The sequence below is a fragment of the Salinicola halimionae genome (assembly GCF_003206065.1).
In the GTDB taxonomy this organism is placed as follows: domain Bacteria; phylum Pseudomonadota; class Gammaproteobacteria; order Pseudomonadales; family Halomonadaceae; genus Salinicola; species Salinicola halimionae.
Genome location: NZ_PZJQ01000005.1, coordinates 566884 through 584785 on the forward strand (window position 1 = coordinate 566884; position 17902 = coordinate 584785).

17 protein-coding genes are annotated in these 17902 nt (G+C 62.0%); 7 read left to right on the forward strand and 10 right to left on the reverse strand.

Annotation, left to right across the window (positions count from 1 at the left end):
• Positions 1–70: 70 nt before the first annotated feature.
• From DOM27_RS15450 to DOM27_RS15460, 3 genes are all read left to right on the forward strand, one after another.
• Positions 71–1489: a M20 family metallopeptidase gene (locus tag DOM27_RS15450; RefSeq protein ID WP_110657268.1), complete on the forward strand. Its 1419-nt coding sequence runs from the start codon at positions 71–73 to the stop codon at positions 1487–1489.
• Positions 1477–2664 carry a M20 family metallopeptidase gene (locus DOM27_RS15455; protein WP_245392753.1) on the forward strand — a complete coding sequence of 396 codons (1188 nt, stop codon included), beginning with the start codon at positions 1477–1479 and terminating at the stop codon, positions 2662–2664. Before DOM27_RS15450 ends, DOM27_RS15455 begins: the two co-directional genes overlap by 13 nt.
• A 148-nt stretch (positions 2665–2812) precedes the next feature.
• Entirely contained in the window at positions 2813–3358 is a 546-nt protein-coding gene (locus tag DOM27_RS15460; RefSeq protein ID WP_223162362.1) for a hypothetical protein, read from the forward strand.
• 77 nt (positions 3359–3435) lie between these two features.
• Here the strand turns inward: DOM27_RS15460 and pip are convergent, their stop codons facing one another.
• Positions 3436–4392 carry a prolyl aminopeptidase gene (gene pip / locus DOM27_RS15465; RefSeq protein ID WP_110657270.1) on the reverse strand — a complete coding sequence of 319 codons (957 nt, stop codon included), beginning with the start codon at positions 4390–4392 and terminating at the stop codon, positions 3436–3438.
• Between the two features lie 245 nt (positions 4393–4637).
• Here pip and DOM27_RS15470 point away from each other — a divergent pair, with 245 nt between their 5' ends.
• Complete coding sequence (locus DOM27_RS15470) at positions 4638–5009, forward strand: diacylglycerol kinase (protein ID WP_110657272.1); 372 nt, start codon at positions 4638–4640, stop codon at positions 5007–5009.
• 64 nt (positions 5010–5073) lie between these two features.
• Here the strand turns inward: DOM27_RS15470 and DOM27_RS15475 are convergent, their stop codons facing one another.
• The 4 genes from DOM27_RS15475 to nadC form a co-directional block, all read right to left on the reverse strand.
• Entirely contained in the window at positions 5074–5706 is a 633-nt protein-coding gene (locus DOM27_RS15475) for a nucleotidyltransferase family protein (RefSeq protein ID WP_110657274.1), read from the reverse strand.
• Positions 5696–6667: an XdhC family protein gene (locus DOM27_RS15480; protein WP_110657872.1), complete on the reverse strand. Its 972-nt coding sequence runs from the start codon at positions 6665–6667 to the stop codon at positions 5696–5698. The genes DOM27_RS15475 and DOM27_RS15480 overlap by 11 nt, the downstream gene beginning before the upstream one ends.
• A 149-nt stretch (positions 6668–6816) precedes the next feature.
• The gene (locus DOM27_RS15485; RefSeq protein WP_110657276.1) at positions 6817–7971 is read right to left on the reverse strand and encodes an SIR2 family protein; all 1155 of its coding nucleotides are present in this window, start codon (positions 7969–7971) and stop codon (positions 6817–6819) included.
• A 4-nt stretch (positions 7972–7975) separates the two neighbouring features.
• Positions 7976–8920 carry a carboxylating nicotinate-nucleotide diphosphorylase gene (gene nadC / locus DOM27_RS15490; protein ID WP_223162363.1) on the reverse strand — a complete coding sequence of 315 codons (945 nt, stop codon included), beginning with the start codon at positions 8918–8920 and terminating at the stop codon, positions 7976–7978.
• 118 nt (positions 8921–9038) lie between these two features.
• On the opposite strand from nadC, the gene DOM27_RS15495 reads away from it, so the two are divergent.
• Together DOM27_RS15495 and DOM27_RS15500 are read left to right on the forward strand one after the other, a co-directional pair.
• Positions 9039–9272, forward strand: a complete 234-nt coding sequence (locus DOM27_RS15495; protein ID WP_110657278.1) for a hypothetical protein — start codon at positions 9039–9041, stop codon at positions 9270–9272.
• A 3-nt stretch (positions 9273–9275) separates the two neighbouring features.
• Complete coding sequence (locus DOM27_RS15500) at positions 9276–10790, forward strand: sodium:solute symporter family protein (RefSeq protein ID WP_110657280.1); 1515 nt, start codon at positions 9276–9278, stop codon at positions 10788–10790.
• Here the strand turns inward: DOM27_RS15500 and DOM27_RS15505 are convergent.
• Together DOM27_RS15505 and DOM27_RS15510 are read right to left on the reverse strand one after the other, a co-directional pair.
• Positions 10717–11895, reverse strand: coding sequence for an MFS transporter (locus tag DOM27_RS15505; protein WP_110657282.1), 1179 nt, complete (start codon positions 11893–11895; stop codon positions 10717–10719). The genes DOM27_RS15500 and DOM27_RS15505 overlap by 74 nt on opposite strands.
• A complete protein-coding gene (locus tag DOM27_RS15510; RefSeq protein ID WP_110657284.1) occupies positions 11892–12923 on the reverse strand; it encodes a GlxA family transcriptional regulator in 1032 nt (343 codons plus the stop codon). The genes DOM27_RS15505 and DOM27_RS15510 overlap by 4 nt, the downstream gene beginning before the upstream one ends.
• Before the next feature lie 235 nt (positions 12924–13158).
• Here DOM27_RS15510 and DOM27_RS15515 point away from each other — a divergent pair, with 235 nt between their 5' ends.
• Positions 13159–14469 (forward strand): carbohydrate porin, encoded by a 1311-nt coding sequence (locus tag DOM27_RS15515; RefSeq protein ID WP_110657286.1) that lies wholly within the window; start codon positions 13159–13161, stop codon positions 14467–14469.
• Between the two features lie 180 nt (positions 14470–14649).
• Here the strand turns inward: DOM27_RS15515 and DOM27_RS15520 are convergent, their stop codons facing one another.
• The 3 genes from DOM27_RS15520 to DOM27_RS15530 form a co-directional block, all read right to left on the reverse strand.
• On the reverse strand, positions 14650–16176 hold the full coding sequence (locus tag DOM27_RS15520; protein ID WP_110657288.1) for a tripartite tricarboxylate transporter permease: 1527 nt from the start codon (positions 16174–16176) through the stop codon (positions 14650–14652).
• A 2-nt stretch (positions 16177–16178) separates the two neighbouring features.
• Entirely contained in the window at positions 16179–16754 is a 576-nt protein-coding gene (locus tag DOM27_RS15525; RefSeq protein WP_157956776.1) for a tripartite tricarboxylate transporter TctB family protein, read from the reverse strand.
• A 75-nt stretch (positions 16755–16829) separates the two neighbouring features.
• The gene (locus DOM27_RS15530; RefSeq protein WP_110657292.1) at positions 16830–17810 is read right to left on the reverse strand and encodes a Bug family tripartite tricarboxylate transporter substrate binding protein; all 981 of its coding nucleotides are present in this window, start codon (positions 17808–17810) and stop codon (positions 16830–16832) included.
• Between the last annotated feature and the right edge of the window lie 92 nt (positions 17811–17902).

Genomic DNA, 17902 nt, shown 5'->3' on the forward strand with positions numbered 1-17902 from the left:
CCGCCAAGTTCGATCGACCATTCGACGATCGCCAGTTCAATGATTGTCCTGACTCAACGAGGAGAGATTCATGGCGCGAGCAACAGCGCTGCAAAACGTTTGGCATGCTTTCGATAACGGCGACTTTCTACGCCAGCTCGACGCACGCGTTGCGGTGCGCAGTGAAAGCCAGGAGGCCGGACGCGACAGCGAATTACGACGCTACCTGACCGACTTCGTGATCCCCGACATCGAGAAGCTGGGATTTACCTGGGAGATCGTCGATAACCCGGCCGATGGTTTCGGGCCGTTCCTGCTGGCGGAGCGGATCGAATCCGACGCGGCGCTGACGCTGCTCACCTATGGCCACGGTGATGTGGTGCGCGGCTACGATGCGCAGTGGCGGGAAGGGCTGTCGCCCTGGCGCATCGTGGTCGAGGGCGAGCGCTGGTACGGGCGCGGCACCGCCGACAACAAGGGCCAGCACACCCTCAATTTCGCGGCGCTGGCGAGTGTCATCGACGCGCGCGGCGGCAAGCTGGGCTACAACGTCAAGGTGATCCTGGAGATGGGAGAGGAGACCGGATCGCCGGGGCTCAAGGCGGTCTGCGAAGCGTATCGGGACCGTTTGTCGGCGGACGTGTTCATCGCCTCCGATGGCCCGCGCCTATCGGCAGACTCGCCGACGCTGTTTCTCGGCTCCCGCGGGTCTTTCAATTTCGACCTGCGTCTGCGCGCCCGTGACGGCGCGCATCACTCGGGTAACTGGGGCGGTGTTCTGTCCAATCCCGCTACGCGGCTCGCCAATGCCTGGTCGACGCTGGTCGACGCCCACGGCAAGATCCTGATCGAGGGTCTGCTGCCGCCGGCGATTCCCCCGGCGGTACGCGATGCCGTGGCCTCGCTCGACGTCGGCGCTACGCCGGGCGACCCGATGATCGACACGAACTGGGGCGAGCCGGACCTGTCACCGGCGGAGCGGCTGTTCGCCTGGAATACGCTGGAGCTGCTGGCGATCAAGGCTGGCAATCCGGATGCGCCGGCCAACGCCATTCCCGGTGAGGCCTATGCACACTGCCAGCTGCGCTTCGTCGTGGGTAGCGATCGTGAGCACTTTATCGATCATCTACGCGAGCACCTCGATGCCCACGGTTTCGAGGACGTCGAGGCCAGCAGCGCGCGCATGTCGCAGATGAATGCGACGCGGCTCGACCCGACGGATCCGTGGGTGAGCTGGGCGCTGGCGTCGATGAGCGAATCCAGCGGCAAGACACCGACGCTACTGCCCAATCTGGGCGGATCACTGCCCAACGACGTGTTTGCCGAGACGCTGGGATTGCCCACACTGTGGGTGCCGCACTCCTATCCGGCCTGCTCTCAGCACGCGCCCGATGAGCATGCCCTGTCGAGCATCATGCGGGAAGGTCTAGGTATCATGGCGGGATTATGGTGGGATCTGGCCGAGCAGGGCCGCGACATATTGAAGGAGCGTGAGAAATGGAACCGCTGACCGATACGGAGACAATGATGGCTGCTGCCTGCGACTGGCTGGCCGGGCAACAGACGGAGATGGTCGAGTGCCTGAAGACGCTGGTGAACATCGACTCCAATAGCTACGACAAGGCGGGGACCGATGCGGTGGCGGACGTCATCGTCGAGTGGCTGGAGGCCGACGGGATTGCGGTCAGGCGCACGTCGCGACCGGATTCCGGCGATATCGTCGAGGCCTGGCTGGAAGGTGACGGCAGCGACGCCGCCAAGGGGCATGTGCTGATGATGGGGCACCGCGATACGGTCTTTCCAACCGGCACGGTTGCCGAACGTGGCTACACCCAGCAGGGCGATACGGCTTTTGGCCCCGGCGTTGCCGACATGAAATCCGGGCTGGTGCTCAATATTTTCGTACTGCGAGCGCTTAAGCATCTAGCGCCGCTGCCATTCCCGGTGCGTGTACTGTTCACGGCGGATGAGGAGATCGGCTCCCGTGACGGCACGGCTTTCATTCGCGAAGCGGCCAGTGGTGCGCGGGCCGTCCTCAACGCGGAACCGGGGCGAATCAGCGGCAACGTGGTCACTGGCCGCAAGGGGGGCGCGGCCTTCCTGATCGAAGTGAGCGGCAAGGCGGCGCACTCCGGGGTCAGCCATGAGGCTGGCGCCAGCGCCATCGAAGCGCTGGCGCGCAAGATCGTCAAGCTCCATGCCTTGACCGACTACGACAGCGGCGTGACGACCAACATCGGTCTGATCGAGGGCGGTATTTCACGCAATACCGTGGCCCCTTCGGCAACGGCGCAGCTGGATACGCGCTTCGTCACCAACGAGCAACGCGTCGATCTGCTGGCGGCAATCGAGACGATCATCGCCGAAGAGGAGGTCCCGGGGACCCAGGCGACGATCCGCCAGACGTCCGGCTTCCTGCCGATGGAACCCACCATGAGCGAGGCGCTGTTTACGCGTTACCGGGCTCAGGCCGAGAAACTTGGCTTCAACGTCGGCGGCGAATTCACCGGCGGCTGTTCGGACGCAGGCACCACCGCCAGCCTGGGAATTCCCACGCTCTGCGGCACCGGCCCGGTCGGTGCCAAGATGCACACCGACGACGAATATTGTCGGCTGGAGACGTTCTTGCCGCGCGCCCAAGCCGTGGCCGCGACAATAATCGATCTCGCCGTCGAGGGGGCATAGCCGGCATGGAGCGCGATATCTGAGGGCTGATTGGCGTGTTGTATCTTTATGTTTCTCATTACGGCTTTTTGTTTACATTACGTTGATCAATGACACGCTTTGACTGCTGCGCCTTGCGTGCAGCGTGTCATAATCGATTTCATCCTCGATGTTCGAGGAGCCAGCAGAACGCGCGACGTTAATGCCGATGTCATGGGGCCGCGCCACAATAATCGAAACAACCTTCTGCCAGGGGAAACTGATGTCTACTGTAACGCCGACGGGTAATAGTCCCGCCAACCAGCCGTCTTCCTTCTCTTCTTTCGAAGATCAGCTCACCGTCGCCCAGTCCAGCAAGATCCTTGCGGACTACGTCAAGAACCATGGCGGTGCGGTGTGGAAAAGCGACCTCGAGGCATTGGCCAAAGACACCAGTGGCGATACGCCGCCGGAGGTATCTGCGGCCGCCAGTTATATGCTGAGCCATCCTGACGTCTACACGGCTATCGAGACCCTCGACAATCCGAAAGCGGATGGGCTCTCCGGGCACTGGAATTTTCAGGACGCTGCCAATGGCGCGCTCGGGAGTACCGGCACGATGGCTGACCTGAAAGACGTTTTTGATCGTGCCATCAAGAGTTCAGCCGAGATCACCAAGCTGACCACCGAGAAAAAAACGGGACTGGATGCTACCAAGCAGCGCCCTCAGAACTGAGTCGGCCCTCACGAAAATGGGAAGCCGCTGGCTTCCCGTTTTTTATCGCGTTTACGATGGCGTTTCGCGGCCCCGAATCACACGCGATCGGCGAATCGATCGGTCGCTCGCACCAGCGCCGCCAGGGTATCGGGTTCGCTGAACGCGTGGCCGGCGGCTTCGATGATTTCGAGTTCAGCGTCGGGCCAGACTGTCGACAGCTCCCAGGCATTGCGGAGCGGGCAGACCATGTCGTAGCGGCCGTGAATGATAACGCCGGGAATGCCCGCGAGCCGATCGGCTTGGGCTAGCAGTTGATCGTCGAATTCGAAGAAACCCTTGTTGATGAAGTAGTGGTTCTCGATCCGGGCGAAGGCCAGCGCAAAGTGATCGGCAGCGTGGGATTCGGTGGCGTCGACCGGAATCAGCTTCGACGTTTCGCCTTCCCATACGCTCCAGCGCCGGGCTGCTTCGAGCTGGCGTTCGATATCGTCGCCCTTGAGCAGTTGGTGGAAGGCGGGAATGATATCGTCGCGCTGGCCTTCGGGGAGGATCTCCACCAGGCGCGCCCACTTCTCGGGGAACACGTTGCGTGCGCCGTTCTTGTAGAACCAGTCGAGTTCCTGCTGACGCATGGTGAAGATCCCGCGCAGCACCAGTTCGCTGACCCGCGACGGGTACTGTTCGGCATAGGCCAGCGCCAGCGTCGAGCCCCACGAGCCGCCAAATACTTGCCATTTCTCGGCGCCGATCATCTGGCGCAGGCGTTCGATGTCCTCGATCAGGTGCCGGGTGGTGTTGTTGTCGAGACCGGCGTGCGGCGTCGAACGTCCGCAGCCGCGCTGGTCGAACAACACGATATCGTAGCGTTCGGGGTCGAACAGCTGACGATGGACCGGATTACAGCCGCCGCCGGGGCCGCCATGCAGGAAGACCACCGATTTGCCCTGCGGATTGCCGCAGCGCTCCCAGTAGACCTGGTGACCATCGCCGGTCTCCAGGTGGCCGGATGCATGAGGTTCCAGGGGCGGATAGAGAGGATTGGATTGAGACATGATTGACCTTGTTGGAAACTTGACGCTGCCATCGCGTGGCCGAGAATCCAGCATAAAGGGCACGCGGCGGCGGAGCCAGAAGCGAAAGTCGGCTGTGGCCGCTGAATGGCGATCGCGCGGCGAGCTCGTGCAACGCCGGTGATGTCGTCATGTGCCTCTGCTACCATCGTCGCCTATGCACGGCAGAGCGCCGGTACTCGGATCACGTCAGAGGGCAGCCGCCAACCCGGCTGCAACGGATATCCATGAAATCTCGCGACACCGGTTTTCGTCACCTGGTCTACTCCACGGGTTATTCGCTCAAGGGGCTGGTAGCGGCGTTTCGCAACGAGACGGCCTTTCGTCAGGAGGTGGCGCTCTGTGTGGTGATGGTGCCCTTCGCCTGGTGGATCGGAAAAGATCCGGTCGAATGGCTGGTGCTGGTCGGCAGCTGCATCTTCGTGTTGATCGTCGAGCTGCTCAACAGCGCCGTGGAAACCGTCGTCGATCGAATTGGGCCCGAGCATCATGAGCTTTCCGGCCGGGCCAAGGATATCGGCTCGGCGGCGGTGATGCTGGCGCTGGGGATGGCCGCGGTGACCTGGGGGCTATTGGCCTGGGATAAATTCTCCGGTTGATGTCGGAGGCTGTCGCTTTGGATTCGGAGCGCTAGGCCCGTGAGTCAGACACGTGAGCTTCGGCTCACATCGGCTCTTGCAGATCCTGGGGCGTATCCACATCCCGCCAGATGCCGAGGTCGTCGACGTCGATGATCTTCACCGCCTGCGGATTCGACTGTACGACGCTCCTGGCGCCATCGCCGCCTTGGAGTTCCGCCAGTGCCGGCCAGAAGCGTCGCCCGAACAGTACCGGGTGGCCGCGTTTTCCCTGATGAGAGGGAATGACGATGTGCTCGGAATGGGCGTGGCAGTTGAGTTGTGCACAGGTGGTTGCGCTCAGCCACGGCATATCTGCCAGCACCACGGCGGCGGCAATCGCCGGATCGTCTTGCGCGATCAGATGGCGAAACGCGTCGCCCAGACTGCCGCCCAGCCCGTTGCCCGCCTGTGCTGCCACCCACCGTTGAAGCTCGCCTTGCCCAGAGCTGGCATGCAGTGCCCACTCGATGTCGTCATCCTGACGCGTGATCAGCCGGCACCGTGAATAGACCTGCGCGACCGTTGCCAACGTCGTCTCCAGCAGGGTCTGGCCGTCATCCAGTCTGGCCCGGCGCTTGTCGCTGCCGAAACGGCGAGAGACGCCGGCCGCCATGACCAGTGCGACGATATCGGGCCTGCGTTCGGGCGGGTCCGTTTGCCGAGACTCACAGCTCATGGCGTGACTTGCCGCGCCGCACGCGGAGTATGTCGGCGACCACGGCGAGCGCGATCTCGGCGGGGGTCTTGCTGTCGAGATGGAGCCCGATCGGCATGTGAATCCGTGAAACGGCCGTGTCGTCCAGACCGCCGGAGCGCTTCAAGCGCTCGGCACGCTTCTCGGAAGTGCGTGTCGAGCCCATGACGCCGATGTAGAACGCCGGCGTGCGTACCGCCTCGATCATTGCTAGGTCGTCGATCCGTGGATCGTGGGTCAGGGCGACAATAGCGGTAGCGGCGTGGGTGGCGCCGGAACCGATGAACAGTGACGGCAACACCGATTGCACCTCGACGCCTTGGACCTGGAAATCGCGGCGGGCGTCTTCTCTGGGGTCGCAGACGATCACTTCGAAGCCCAGCGTGCGCGCGAACTCGGCGCAGAAACGCGAAACCGGCGAAATGCCCGCGATGATCAGGCGCAGAGCCGGACCGACCCGAAGGTGAATGATCTGGCCATTGCGCTCGACTCGGGAGCCATTCTCGCCGGCCTCGACGAAGCGCTTGCGGCCACTCTCCAGATCGATCCGCCGGACCAGTGAATGCTGACCCAGCAGGGTGGCCTGGAGCACTTCCAGATGGGTCAGGGTGGCCTCATTCGGCATCAGGTGTTCGACCAGCACGTCGAGAATTCCGCCGCAGGGCAGCGACACCTGGGGAGATTCGTCGGCGCCTTCACCGTAGCGCACGACCGATAGCGCATCGTCGAAATGCCCTTCGGCGATCCTGCCGAGAAAGTCCTCTTCGATGCAGCCGCCGGAAAGCGAGCCGACATGGGTGCCGTCGGCCTTGGCGACCAGCATCGAGCCCGGCTCGCGTGGCGATGAGCCGAATGTCGCCAGCACGCTGCAGAGCCAGATCGGCTCGCCGGCATTGGCCCATTCGAGGGCGGCATCGATGACTTGAAGGTCGAGATGTTGCATGGGCGTCATCTGTTGGGGTCAGTGAAATGTCCTGACGCGATGGTGGAACGATGTTGTGTAGAGTAATCGATACAGCCGTCAGGAGGAGAGCGGTTCGCGATCGTCGTGGCCGTTTCAGAGCATCGAGCAAGAATCCCGGACGTTCTGGCTCATGTGGTCATGACTTTTTCACAGAAGTCCTCGAAGCGCCCGCTGTAGTAGTGCTCGCGTGGCCAACCGGTGCGCGAGAGATAGAAGAACATCTCCTCGAGCCGCGACTTGATGGTCGAGTGATTCTTGGTATCGATGACGAATACGTGCTTGCCCTTGGCATCGTTGGGGCTTTCCGCCAACTGACGCAGGATGAAGCGCACCAGCGAGTCCTCCTGCGGCATGCTGTAGCCGACGATCACCAGCACGTCGGTCTCTCGCAGGAGTCGCACGGCCTTGGGAAAGACCTGATGGAAATAGGATTCATCGTAGTCCTGAACCTGAGACGGCAGGATCAGCAACGGCGGCTCCTGACGGATCTCGGTATCGCTGCGGCGCCGATACTCGAAGTCGAAACCCTGCTCTGTGGGCAGGATCTCGAATCCACCGTTGATCTTGATCACGTTGCGGTCGACCGTACGCGGCAGATGCTCCCAGATCGAGCCGCCGCAGATGCGCTGTGGCGTTATTCCGCGATATAGCCGTCCGAATACCGGTGCCTGCTGACGGTAGACATGCTCGAGAATGGTCTCGATGGTGAAATCGTAATTGGTGGTCAGAAAGTGATAGAGCGGCCAGCTGTCGTCGAGTCCGGCGCGACCGGCGCGATCCTCCAGCGAGGCGAAGAATCGCGTGATCGCACGTTGACCGTCGCTATCGTAGGGCGAGGTGAAACGTAGCGTGGTGTCATCGACGTTGTGAATGTCGCAGGCCGCGGTGAAGCGGCGCATCACCAGTGTGCGCAGTTCGTGAATGCTCAGTCGCAGGTTCTGGTCATCGAAGTAGCGGTTGCGGATATCGGGGTAGCGCACCTGCATGTCGAGAACGTAACGCAGGTTCTTGAAGCGCTCGAAGTCGAGATGACGATAATGCTCCCAGCCGATGACGTGCATCACATGCTGGAGATTGGGAAAGTCGCGAATGTCGTCGAGATCGATGGCGAACAGTTCGCCGTCGGTGGGGGAGCGCGGATCCCAGGCCTTGGAAAACCCCGCCCCGCACCAGAAGGTGACGACGGGCGGCTTGCGCAGCTCGAAATTCTGATCCAGCAGACCCGTCATGAGCGCATCGAAAGCGTCGACGGTCGCGGCGTTATTGATGTCGGTGGATGACATCGAATCAATTCTCCTGTGTCGACTGTGCTGGCTGCGGCGCTACTGGCCGTAACGATGCCCGATATGCAGCGCTATCGAGTGCCTCGTCCAGGCCGATGTCGACCGCCGGTGCCGATTGGGTGACACGCCCGACCGAGATGAAATCGACACCGGTTTCGGCAATGGCGCGTATCGTCTCCAGACGCACGCCACCGGACGCTTCCAGCGACACCTTGCCGCCTACCAATTCGACGGCGCTTCGCATCGTCTCGACCGGCATGTTGTCGAGCATGATCACATCCGCACCGGCCGCCAGTGCCTCTTCCACTTGATCCAGTCGGTCGCACTCCACTTCGATACGCGTCAGTACCGGCACTCGCGACTTCGCTCGTGTCACGGCCTCGGTGATGCCGCCACAGACTGCAATGTGGTTGTCTTTCAGCATCACACCGCTGTCCAGGCCGAGGCGGTGGTTGCGGCCACCGCCGCAAGCGACGGCGTGTTTCTCCAGCGCGCGCAGGCCAGGCGTCGTCTTGCGCGTATCGACCAGTTGCGCCCCGGTCCCTGCAATCCGCTCGACATACCGCGCGGTGAGAGTGGCAATGCCCGATAGATGCTGGATCAGGTTCAACGCGGTGCGCTCTACCGTCAGCAGACTGCGGGCCGAGCCCTGTAGGCGCATCAGCGTGGTGCCTTCCGGGACCGTCTGACCGTCGGCGGCCAATACCTCGATGTCGAGACTCGCGTCGTATAGCGAGAAGACTCGCGCCGCGACCGAGAGCCCGGCGATCGTCATCGGCTCTCTTGCCCGCATCTCGAACTGGCCGGTCGAGGCTTCGTCGATCATCAGAGTCGAGGTCAGATCCACATGGCCGATATCCTCGTTCAGGAAATCGCGCAGGCGCGCGTCGAGTGCCATGGGATCCATCTGCCAGACGGCCGAAGCCGAGGAAAGGTGCATTGCGGTCATCGAAAATTCCATTGCGGTTTCATCGTCGTCGAGACTATCGCGTTATCATCGGCTCTGCAGTGTCGGCCTCTCTGCCGACAGGGGAGCGTTGCAACCATCATGATAAGAGGAATTGCCAATGAGCGCTCGGCGCTGGGTCTGGGGCGTGTGGGTACTGGTCCTTTCTTGTTACGTCGTGCCGTATGGTCTGCTCGGCCAGGTACAGGCCTGGTACGGCGCCTTTCTGTTCTGGTGCGTCGTCGGGGTGCTGGTCATCGTCGCCAACGTCATGATCACTCGGACGTTCCGGTCCGAGGATGCGGGTGATGCCTTATCTCGAAATGACCCACTGCGTGACGACAGGGAGAAATAGACGATGACCATCGGACTGATCTGGAGTGCGGTCATCCTCTACCTGATCGTGGGTCTGGGAGTCGCTTTTCTTTCTCGCGGCAAGACCACCAACGGCGCCGGCGTCGACATGTCGGGTTACTTCCTGGGCAACCGTCAGATGAACGGCTTCGTCTCGGCGCTGAGTTACAGCGCGACGACCTACAGTGCCTTCATGATGGTGGGGTTGGCGGGGCTGACCTACGCCGGCGGCGTAGGCGCGTTCGGGTTCGAGATCGTCTATTTCGCCGGCGTCTCGCTGGTGGCGATCTTCGGGCCCAAGTTCTGGGCGGTGGGCAAGCGCTTCGGCTATGTCACTCCCAGCGAGATGCTTGGCCATCGATATGGCAACAAGAAGGTTGCGGTGGTGACCGCCATCGCCAGCTGCGTGTTTTTGATCCCCTACGCGGCGGTGCAGCTGGCGGGCGTGGGTTATCTGCTGGCAGGGATGAGCAGCGGGGCAATCTCGTTCACGACCGGCGTGGTCGTGTCGACGATATTGGCGATCCTGTTCTCCTATATTGCCGGGATTCGGTCGGTGATGTGGACGGACTCGCTGCAGGCGCTGTTCATGATCGTCGCATCGACCTTGGTGGCGTTGCTGGTGGTGCATTCTCTCGGCGGCTTTGCCGAGCTGTTCGACACGCTGGCGGCGGAGCATCCGGCGTCTCTCAGCGTGCCTGGGCCGGGGCTCTTCAGCTTCACGACTTTTCTGGGGCTGACGATCCCGTGGTTCTTCTTCAGTCTTTCCAACCCGCAGGTGAGCCAGCGGCTGTTCATGCCGGCCTCGCTGAAGTCGATGCGCCAGATGCTGATCGGCTTTCTGATCTTCGGCTTTATCTACACCGTGGTCTCGGTGCTGTGGGGCTTCTCGGCGCTGGTGGCATTTCCTGATCTGGCCAAATCGGATCTGGCGACGCCGACGTTGCTGGCGTCCGAGCACGTGCCGCCGGTGCTGGGCGTTATCGTGATGGCGGGGATTCTGGCGGCGGCGGTGTCGACCATCGATTCGATCATGCTGACGCTGTCGTCGATGCTGTCGCGGGACGTCTACGCCAACGTGTCGAGCGGCGCCAGCGAAGCGAAGCAGCTCAAGGTGGGCAAATGGGTGCTGCCGGTCATCGCGATTCTCGCTTTCCTGTTCGCGGAGCTGCAGCTCAACTTGATCGCGGTGCTGTCGGTGGCGGCTTCCACCGGTCTGGTGGTCATCGTGCCGGCGATCATCGGCGCCTTCTACTGGAAACGCGGCACGGCAGCCGGTGCGCTCGCCAGCATCGTGGTCGGCGGCCTGGTAGTCATCGCGCTCTATCTGAGCGGCGCCAAACCGCTGGATCTGCCGGCGGGCATCTGGGCGCTGCCGGTTTCCGTGCTGCTCTTCGTGGCGGTCAGTCTGATGACCCGGCCGAACCCTGAATTGGCCGGGGAATTCATGAAGACCGCCGGGACAGGGCCAGCAACACGAGCCACATCGCGGCGACCAGCGGAATCAGCGTCACGTTGAGCGTCTGCCAGCCGAGCCAGGCATTCAACGGCCCGGCCAACAGTGCGGACATGGTCGTCAGAGAGAAGACCGCAAAGTCATTGCTGGCCTGAACGCGTGGCGCTTCGCTGGGCTCGTAGGTTGTCGTCAGCCAGGCGCTGGCGGGCAGGAAAGTGAAGTTCCAGCCCAAACCCAGCAGGAAGAGGCCGATGGCGAACGTCCAGAAGGTGGTGGGAAGCAGAGCACAGAGCAGGCTGGCCACCAAGCTGAGGGATCCGACGGCGATCATGCGCTGATGGCCGAAGCGCCGGGTCAGATCGCCAGTGATGAACGAGGGGGCGAACATCGCCAGGATGTGCCATTGAATGACGCTGGTGACCTCGCCGAAGTCGTGCCCGGCATGCGTCATCGCCAGCGGCGTCGCGGTCATCGCCAGGTTCATCGTGGCGTAGCTCAAGGCGGCGATCGCGATCGCCGCCAGCAGCCGGGGTTGGCGCAGCAGGGTACCGAGACGTCGGGCCGGCTCGTGATCGGCGGCGCTCTGGGGCAACGGAAGTTCCAGCCGCGACAGCAACAGCAGCGCCAGTGTGTAAAGCCCGGCCAGGCCGACGAAGCAGCCCAGAAACGGTGTCTCGAAAGTGTGCTGCGACGAACGCGCAAGCCAGGGGCCGAGGAAGGCCGCGATCACGCCGCCCGCCATCACCAGACTCAGGGCGCGGTCACGTAGAGCCGGGCTGGCAGCGTCGATGGCAGCGAAGCGGTACAACATGCCGGTGCCGATACTCATGCCGATGGCGAACGTCCCCAGATTGAACAGCGCGAAGGCGGAAGTCTCCAGTGCCAGCAGGCAGATCGCGATGCCGATGAGCCCGAACCCGTTGCCGATCACGAAAGTGCGTTTTCGTCCCAGCCTGTCCGTCAACCAGCCGGAAGGCAGGGTCGCCGCCGTCAGCCCGAGCAATTGGGCGGCCACGGGCAACGTGCTCCAGTCGGCGCTACCCGAAAGTTGATCCCCGACCAGCGGCGAGACGGCGATGAGCAATATATTGCCACTGACCAGCAGGGCCTGACATAGCGCCAGCCCCCAGACGGTGAGCGGCAGACGTGGATTCGCGGCAGTCGTCATGAGTCATCTCGCGTTCTGGAAGTTGACAGGGAGTGGGGCGTCGATAGGGAGTTGGAATCCGATAGAGGCTGGCCGAACCGGGCGCGGTAGACGCTGGGCGCGAGTCCGTAGCGGCGTTGGAACTGGCGGCGAAGCTGTTCGGCCCCGCCAATGCGGCAATGGTCGGCGATCTGCGTCAGCGGAGCATCGCTCTCGGCCAGCAGGCGGCGCGCCGACTCCAGTCTTAGCCGGGTCAGAAACTCGACCGGCGTCATGGACAGCTGTTGGCGAAACAGACGCTGAAAGTGCCTGGGCGTGACGGCCATCGCGTCGGCCAGACGTTCACTGCTCCAGTCGGCCAGCGGATCGCTCAGCACCCGATCGATCAGCTTTCGTAGCCTGCCGTGACTGGCGAGCTGGCAGCGCAACCCTTCGCTGAACTGGGCCTGATCGCCGGGCCGATGCAGAAACATCACCAGTTCTCGCGCCACCTCGCCGGCAAGGCGATGATCGTGATCCATCGCCACGAGGGCGAGCGCCAGGTCCATGCCGGCAGTCACGCCCGCACTGGTGTAGATGCCGCCGCTTTCCCGATAGAGCGCATCGGCGGCAACATCGATCGCGGGAAATTCCCGCGCCAGTCTCTCGGCCTGCCGCCAGTGCGTGGTGACACAGCGGCCGTCGAGCAGCCCGGTTCTGGCCAGCGCGAATGCCCCGCTGCAGATCGAACCCACGCGAGATGCCGATGCGGCACGCTCGGCGAGCCTCCGGATGACCTCGTCGTCGAGTTCGTGTACGCCGTGACCGCCGGCTACCAACAGCGTGCCGCCGGGTGGCAGAGCGGCGGACCGATCGCTACCCAGCGCGTGCGTGGCCACCAGCGTCATGCCGCCATTGGTTCGCACCTCGCCGGGTTCGACGGCGTTGAGGCGCAGCTCATAGTGGGATCGACCCAGCAGCGTATTGGCGCTGGCGAAGACCTGCCAAGGCCCGCTGGCATCCAGTAGCTGGCAGTTGGGATAGACGAAGAGATCGACGATATGAGTCATGACATGGCCCGATGAGAACTGGAAGGCAGTTTGCGCCGAGCCATGAATGTCGGCAATGACGCCATTGCCACCAAAAGCGACATCGGATTCCCGTTACTGGCCTTCTGAAATAGCGTCTTATCCTTTAGTCGATATTGGCCCTCGTGCGGGCCGATCCGCTATCGAAGTATCTTTATCAGGCTTATCATTCTTGGTGCATCAATAACGTGCTAATTAGTTTTCGGGAGGCCAGGTCATGGCAGAGGTCACATCACGGGTTATCAGAATCGGCCGCGCATCGGCGATTCTATTGGGCAGTCTTGGGGTGATGGGCACGGCGCAGGCTTATTCGGCGTTTTCTCCGGATTCCCCCACTATGTTCGGAGACTGGGGCGGGGAGCGTACCGCGCTGGAAGACGCCGGGGTGTCTTTCGATTTCGGCTACGTGGGGGAGGCAGCAACGATTCTCGATGGTGGCTATCGCGACAGCCACGTGAGCAAATACGCGGATCAATTCTCGGTCGGTGCCAACTTCGATCTCGATCGACTGCTGAGCATTCCCGATGCGGAATTCCAGGTCACCGTCACCAACCGCAATGGTCATAGCGTCAACGATCGCCTGAGCGATCCCGGTGCGACGGTCGGTGGATCCAATGCTCAAGAAGTCCAGGGACGCGGCCCGGTCACTCGCCTGACGCAATTCTGGTACCGCCAGCGGTTCTTCGACGATGCGCTGGCGATCAAGCTGGGCCGGATTCCGTTCGGCGATGACTTTGCCACCATCGACAGCAACTTCCAGAACCTGGCCTTCGGCGGGGCGCAGCCGGGCAACTGGGGCAACAATATCTACAACTGGCCGATCGCCCAGTGGGCGGCAGTGGTCCGCGCCAAGATCACTCCCGAGTGGTACGCCCAGGTCGGCGCTTTCAACATCAACGACAGCAACCTGGAGAACGATAACGGCTTCGATCTGCGCACCAGCGGTACCGAGGGCACCCTGTTCCCGGTGGAAATCGGTTACACGCCGACGTTGGACGGTCTGGCGGGCGCCTACAAGCTCGGTTTCTACACCCAGAACGTCGACAACCGTGCCTATGGTAATGGTCCCGCGGATCGCACCAGTGACACCAATACCGGGCTTTATTACGTGGTCCAGCAGCAGGTGACGACACGCGATGGCAATCCGGATCGCGGACTGACGCTCTTCAGCATGGGTAATGCCAATCATGGCGATACCGCGGGTATCGATCGCTACGTTTCGGTCGGCGCGACCTACGACGGGCCGTTCGATGCGCGCCCGCAGGATGATGCCGGCATCGGTCTGGCGTATCTCCACGTCAACGATGACGTCAACGACTCCGTGGACTATTACAACGCCACGCCGGCCGGTTCGCTGTCACCGCTGCCGCGCCAGGGTCACGAATACGATGCCGAGGTCTACTACAGCGTCAACCTGACACCTTATCTGACGCTGCGGCCCAATCTGCAGTACGTGGTCAACCCGTCGGCGGTGGATTCGGTCGATAACGCCTGGGTTGCCGGTACTACCATCAAGGCGACCTTCTGATCCAGTCAAGCTTCTGATCAAGGCGTGCTTCCAGCGCTCGGCGACGGGTTCGGTTGGCGAGTCATCCAGCGGTTTTTACTGGCTTAACGCAAACGGCTGCNNGCAGCCGTTTGCGTTGACGGGTTTTAACAGCGATCGAAAAGGCTTTGACAACATCCGTTAATTCGAGCCGTCGCTTGCCTATGCTGGACGTGTTCCCAGGCCTTGATCCTTGGGCTTGCGAATCACCATGAAGTAGAAGAACACGACCGTGAGAGCGATGAAGAACAGGCTATCCGGGCTGGTGAAGAAGATCAGCGGGTTGCCGTCATTGATCGAAAGGGCGCGACGGCAATACTCCTCCAGGCTAGGGCCCAGCACGAAGCCCAGCAGCAGACAGACGGTGGGGTATTTCTGCTTGCGTAGGAAATAGGCCAGCACACCGAATACCAGCGCCAGTGCCATCTGGAAGGTCGAGTAGGTAGCCACATAACTGCCCACCAGTGCCACGATGGCGATGCTCGAGTAGAGCACGTCGCGGCGAATCGACACGATCTTGAGAAAGTAGGGGCCGAGCAGGTAGAGCGTCAGTGGAATCAGGACCAGCGCGCTGATGAACAGCGAGGCGAACATCGGTGCGATCAGGTCGAGCTGCTGGGTCATGAACTGCGGGCCGGGCTGCAGACCGTTGATGACCAGCACGCCGAGCACGATCGCGGTGGTCGGGTCGCCGGGGATGCCGAACGTCAGCATGGGAACGAAGGCGCCGCCGCACATCGAGTTGTTGGCGCATTCTGCTGCCGCGATGCCTTCCGGATTGCCTTTGCCGTAGCGCTCGGGATGCTTGGAGGAGCGCATCGATTCCGCATAGGAGACAAAGGCTGCCATGGAGCCGCCGGCCCCGGGCAGAATGCCGACGGCGTAGCCGATGGCGGCGCTCTTCAGATAGCGCATCACCCCGATCTCGCGGACTTCCGACAGCGGCGGGATGAAATCGCGACGGCGCACCTTGGCGGCCTTGACCATGCTCGGGTCGACGGTTCGGCTACTGCGACTGTCGGCCTGAACCAATAGTTCGCTGATGGCGAAGGTACCGATGATCAACGGCATCATGTCGATACCCTGGACCAGCACGCTGGTGCCGAAGGTGAAGCGGGCCAGCGGCTGTACCACGTCGATGCCGATGGTCGCGATCATGACGCCGAACAGGGTCGCGATCATGCCCTTGGTGATCGACCCGCGCTGGGAAATGATGATCACGATCAGCGCAAAGGCGATCAACGAGAACTTGCCTGGTGTGCGAATCAGCAAGGCAACATCGGCCGCCAGCGGCGCCATGACCATCAACAGCAACGCGCCCAGCGAGCCACCGATCATCGAACCCAATGCCGCATGGCCGAGTGCCTTGGCACCTTCGCCACGTTGCTGCATCGGATAGCCCTCCAGCGCGGTCATCATCGATGATGGCGCCCCGGGGATATTGATAGTGGTGGCGGTGATGCTGCCGCTGCACATGCCTGCCATGAAGATGCTGGCGCAGGCCACCAGCGCCGTGGTCACGTCGAGGCTGTAGGTCAGTGGCAGCAACAGGGCAATAGCCAGTACCGAGGTGAGGCCCGGCACCGCCCCGAAGAAGGTGCCGACGAGGAAGCCGCCAATCATGTAGAGCAGCGTTTCCGGGTTGGCGAGGGCGGCGAAGCCCCCCAGCAGTCCAGAGATCGAGTCCATGGTCATTGACTCCAGAGGGTGGGCAGGCGGACCTGGAAGACGACTTCGAACAGCAGGTATCCGGCAGCGGTAATGACGATGGCGGCGATCAGCTTGGTCGCCCATTTTTCCCTGAAGCCGCCGCCAAACAGTCCGCTCAGCAGCAGCACGTAGACGAATGTCGCGACGAAATAGCCGATCAGATCGAACGCCAGCAGATAGCCTGCCGTCAGCACGATGACGCCGATCGCGCCAGCCGAAAGGCCGATGTATTGCCGTCCGGCGGATTCTTCATCGCCGCTCTCGGCATCTGCGGCCGTCTCTTTCTCCGCTGTCTCTTTCTCAGACCTTTCGGTCTTGCCGCGCAAGGCATGCACCATGGCAACGATCAAGGCGACCAACATGAGGATGGCAGTCGCGATGGGGAAAAACGACGCGGTCATGTTGCCGTCTTTCATGGGCGGGCCGAGCTGGATCGCCGAGACCAGATAGATGAGAGTGATGACCGATAGCGCCGCGGGGACGAAGAATTCACCACTCAGGGAAGCGCGTCGGGACGACCGATGAGATGAGGGTTTGAGTGACCGTTCAGAGGACATGGAGGCACCTGGATTGACGACGCTGCGCCATGCGTAAAGCATGGCGCAGAGTGAGTGGAATCAAATGAGGGTGACTTATTTTTCCAGCACGCCCTGGTCGACCAGATCATCCATGGTGCTGAAAAGCTGTTTCTGGGTGTCGTTCGCCCACTGGGTTACGTCGTCGGCACCCAGCCAGGCTGGCGTGACGCCGATCTTCTTCAGCCACTGCTGGAATTCATCGCTCTCGTAAGCCGTGTGATAGGTCGTCTCCAACTTCTCGATCACGTCATCCGGGGTGCGCGCTGGTGCCACCATGATGATGAAGCTGCCCATCTGCAGGTCCAGGTCGGTATCGGTTTCGGTGACCGGCGGAACGTTGGGGAAGCCCTCGTTCTGGGTATCCGAGAACTCGACCAGACCGCGGGCCTGACCGGATTCGATCAACGGTGCCAGATCGCCCAGGCTGGTGACGACGGCATCGACTTCGCCGTTGAGCAGGGCTTCCTTCTGGGAGGCGGCGCTATTGTCGTAGGAGACGATCTTGAACTTGGCGCCGGTCTGCTGCTGGAGCTGCAGCAGAGTCAGATGGGTTCTGGCCCCCATGTTCTGAATACCGATACGAACACTGTTGGGTTCTTTCTTGGCGGCGGCGATCAGGTCGTCCAGCGTCTTGTAGGGTGAGCTTTCCGGCACGGTGATCGCGTCGGCTTCGCTGGTGATGCGAGCGATCATGCGCATCTTGTCCATGTTGAAGCCGGGCAGCATGTTCTTCCACGGAATCGTGATGATGCTGTCGTAGGTGATCGCGGCGACGGTCTGACCATCGGGGCGTGCTTTCATTAGCTGAAGAAGGCCGGTTGCCGTCATCCCGCCCTCGACGTTCTCGACGTACATCGATACGGGAAGCGACTCTTCGGCAATGTTGGAAATCTTGCGGACGATGGCATCGGTTCCGCCGCCGGCAGCCGCTGGCACGATGACGCGGACATCCCGGCTGGGGTAGTCGGCGTGGGCAGCGCTGACCGCCAACGACGCGAGGCAGGCGATTCCCAGTAGTGTCTTCTTGAGTTTCATGACGTATCCCTTGCTTGATGTGGTGTTTGGGCGGTTGGGTCGACAAATTGCGTGCCCTTCGGGCGAACACTTGCCGAAACCGACGAACGGGC